Here is a 2,073-nt window from a genome sequence, read left to right as displayed (position 1 = left end):
CCCGGCGCCGCACCGACCAGAACCGGGGGCCGCCACCCCCCAGCACGGTGGACGAGGTGCCCAGCGGCGACGACGTGCCGAGCGGACCGCCCCGCAGCCCCGCCACCTGCCCGGGACGCTGCACCGTGACGATCTGCCCGTCCGGGTCGACGGCGAGGTTGTCCGGCACCGACGGCGTGTCCGTGTGCTGCGGGATCGCCCGCAGGTTCGCCAGGAACCCGGCCGAGATCGACGGGGACTCCGCCTTCCGGACCGCGCTGCTGGCCGCGCGCTGGGCCGAGACCTCGGCGGCACAGCCGGGACAGTGGGCCAGGTGCGCGGCCGCGCGCTCCTGGGCTCCGGGCGACAGCTCCTGATCCACGAACGCCACGACGACGTCCGGCAGCAGATGCGACTCGGAGAACCCCCAGCCCCTGTTCGACGTCATACCCGCGCCTCCTGCACAAGCGCCCGCCTGCGCTCGAGCGACGACTTCAGTGCCTGCCTGCCGCGGTGGATGCGGCTGCGCACCGTGCCCAACTTGACACCGAGCGTCGCACCGATCTCCTCGTACGACAGTCCCTCGACGTCGCACAGCACGACCGCCGCGCGGAACTCGGGGGGCAGCTCGTCGAGGGCGGCCTGGAGGTCGGGATCCAGGTGGGTGTTGGAGTACACCTGTTCCGGGCTCGGATCGTCCCCGACGATGCGGTCGGTGTCCTCCGGCAGGCCCTCCATCCGCACCCGCGACCGGCGGCGCGCCATGTCGAGGAAGAGGTTCGTGGTGATCCGGTGCAGCCAGCCCTCGAACGTGCCGGGCCGGAAGGAGGCCAGGGACCGGAACACCCGGATGAAGGTCTCCTGGGTTAGGTCCTCGGCGTCGTGGGCGTTGCCGGACAGCCGGTACGCGAGCCGGTAGATGCGGTCGGCGTGTTCCCGCACCACCTCGTCCCACGTGGGCGGCGTCCACGTGGCCTCGTCCTCGACCGGTACCGGAGCGGTCTGCGTGCTGTCGTACGGCAGCGGAGGCACCTCCATCGGCCCGTTCCCCTTCACTACTGACACCAACGCGGCGTCGGCGGCGGGAGTTCCCGTCCCGGGCTCCCAGTCTTACCCGCTTTCCTGTGGTTGTAGTGAGGTCGTGCTGAGAGCCCGCTGAGAAGACGGTGCCGGCCGGAGAGGACGGTGTCGCCGCACGGGCGTCGGCCCCCATCCGACCCCGGGCGACCCCGGGTGGCGAACCGGCCGCGCAGGGTCACCGTGGCGGCCCTCGCCCGAGTGGGCGGGGTCGGCGGTGCCCGTCCACGCTAACCTCAGGCGCGTGAACTCCGAGACGCACATCACCGGTTCGGTCGATCTCGGCGAGTTCCTCGAGGCGTACCTGCCCGAGGACGAGGTCCTCGCCGGCGCGCGCCTGCGCGCGGAGCGGCTCGGATGTCTGCCGGTGTCGGGTGCCACAGGATCCACGCTGAGTTTTCTCGCCGCCGGACTACAGGCCCGCGCCGTGGTCGAGATCGGGACGGGGGCCGGTGTCTCCGGCCTGTACCTGCTGCGGGGCATGGCCGCGGACGGCGTGTTGACCTCGATCGACCTGGAGCCGGAGTTCCATCGGAGTGCGCGGGCGGCGTTCTCCGACGCCGGCTTCGCCCCGGGCCGGATGCGGCTGATCATCGGACGCGCCCTCGACGTCCTGCCCCGGTTGACGGCGGGCGGGTACGACCTCGTGTTCGCCGACGCGGGCAGGCTGGAGTACCCGCACTACTTCGAGCAGAGCGTGGACCTGCTGCGCCCGGGCGGCGTGATCGCCTTCCACAACGTGCTCGCCGCGGGGCGGATCGCCGATCCCTCCCGGCGCGAGCCGGAACTGCTCGCGCTGCGGGAGGTGGCCCGGGCGGTCCGGGACGACCCGCGGCTGGTCCCCACTCTGCTCCCGGTGGGCAGCGGTCTCCTGGTGGCCGCCGTCGCCACGTCCTGAGACATGGTCGCGGACCGTCGGCGGAGTCGTGCCCGCGGTGCGGTCACGGCGCCGTGCGGTCACCGCATCGTACGGTCACGGCGCCGTGCGGGCACCGCGCCCGGGCAGGGCGACCCCCG

General features: G+C 73.0%; 3 protein-coding genes. 1 reads left to right on the top strand and 2 read right to left on the bottom strand.

Annotated features, from left to right (window positions below; translation table 11 throughout):
* The coding region (locus tag SACHA_RS25065) for an anti-sigma factor family protein (protein ID WP_019808471.1) at positions 1–427 on the bottom strand (427 nt) is incomplete at its 3' end.
* A complete protein-coding gene (gene sigE, locus SACHA_RS0107505; RefSeq protein ID WP_028662970.1) occupies positions 424–1,017 on the bottom strand; it encodes an RNA polymerase sigma factor SigE in 594 nt (197 codons plus the stop codon). The genes SACHA_RS25065 and sigE, both read right to left, overlap by 4 nt.
* 283 nt (positions 1,018–1,300) lie before the next feature.
* On the opposite strand from sigE, the gene SACHA_RS0107500 reads away from it, so the two are divergent.
* The gene (locus SACHA_RS0107500; RefSeq protein WP_019808469.1) at positions 1,301–1,954 is read left to right on the top strand and encodes an O-methyltransferase; all 654 of its coding nucleotides are present in this window, start codon (positions 1,301–1,303) and stop codon (positions 1,952–1,954) included.
* Positions 1,955–2,073: the final 119 nt, after the last annotated feature.

The sequence above is a fragment of the Saccharomonospora halophila 8 genome (assembly GCF_000383775.1).
GTDB classification, from domain to species: Bacteria; Actinomycetota; Actinomycetes; order Mycobacteriales; family Pseudonocardiaceae; genus Saccharomonospora; species Saccharomonospora halophila.
This window is presented reverse-complemented; position numbering and strand designations above follow the sequence as displayed.